The sequence below is a fragment of the Aeromonas sp. 600282 genome (genome assembly GCF_049175755.1).
Classification (GTDB): domain Bacteria; phylum Pseudomonadota; class Gammaproteobacteria; order Enterobacterales; family Aeromonadaceae; genus Aeromonas; species Aeromonas veronii_A.
This window is the reverse complement of record NZ_JAAKVR010000039.1, coordinates 1-1,181: the sequence shown is the minus strand read 5'-3', so window position 1 is coordinate 1,181 and position 1,181 is coordinate 1. Positions and strand designations below refer to the sequence as shown.

The following is a 1,181-nucleotide window of genomic DNA, read 5'->3' as shown; positions in this document are numbered from 1 at the left end:
TGTAGTGGTCAACTAAATCCGGACACTTGGTTAGGCCGATCTTCGGCTTTTGCTGGCGGTATCCCATTATTGTGGTGATGTGGACGCCGCCAGTTGTAGTAATCCATCAGGTAATAACTGATATCCCGCTTTGCCTCCCGCACGCTCATGTATCCCATAGCCGGGAGCCACTCTGACTTCAGGCTTCTGAACAATCGCTCCATCGGGGCGTTATCCCAGCAGTTACCACGACGACTCATGCTCTGGGTCATGCGATAGCGCCACAGTCGTTGCCGAAATGCCCGGCTGCCATATTGGCTGCCCTGGTCAGAGTGAAATAGCACGCCTGACGGACAACCTCGTTGCTGATACGCCATCTCAAGTGCTTTGATGGCCAGCTCTGCATCAGGCTTCTCAGATATCGCCCACCCCACAACCCGCCGGGTATGCAGGTCAAGCACCGCTGCCAGGTAATGCCAACGACCACCTGCCCAGACGTAGGTGATATCGCCACACCACACCTGATTAGGTTGCCGGACATCAAATTCTCGGGCCAGCAGATTGGGGATATCCGGTCGTTCAGACTGTGCCACCTTATAGCGGTGTGCGCCCGGCTGTTTGGATACCAGCCCGGCTTCCTTCATCAGGTTACGTACTTTGAATCGGCCAATCTGATACCCCAACTCTCGCATCATCGACATCAAGGCGCGGCTGCCCGCTGAGTTCCGGCTTTCTTTGAACAACCTGCGCAACTCAGAGCGCTGCTGCATACGCTCACGGTTAATCGTCCGCCTGCGAGTCAGATAGTCGTAAAAGCAGGAGGTGGGAACATCGAAAGCGCAGCAGACCAGAGTGATGGGGGCTTGCTCCCTTAATCGGTCTATCAGCGCGTACGTGTGAACTCGTCCGCCATCAAGAGAGCAGTAGCCTTTTTTAGTATGTCCTTTTCACGTTCGAGCCGGTTGATACGGGCTTCCAGCTCCTGGATTTTCTGCTGCTCCGGAGTCAGCGCTTTGCTGATTGGGGTTGTGCCACAGCGTTCGGATTGAAGCTGCTGAACCCAGCGGCGGAGCACTGTTTCACCGACATCCAGTGAACGGCTTGCTTCGGGGACAGAATATCCCTGGTCGAGCACCAGGGATGCGGCTTCGAGTTTGAATTCGGCAGTAAATGAGCGACGTAATCTTGTCATTGAACACCTC

1 protein-coding gene is annotated in these 1,181 nt (G+C 55.0%); it reads right to left on the bottom strand.

Translation table 11 applies throughout. The features are described 5' to 3' along the window. Window positions 1-8: 8 nt before the first annotated feature. Window positions 9-1,171, bottom strand: a protein-coding gene (locus G5137_RS20635; RefSeq protein WP_319889871.1) for an IS3 family transposase whose coding sequence is annotated in 2 segments (ribosomal slippage) — window positions 9-916 and window positions 916-1,171 — 1,164 coding nt in all. Because the reading frame shifts where the segments join, the coding sequence is not laid out codon by codon here. Between the last annotated feature and the right edge of the window lie 10 nt (window positions 1,172-1,181).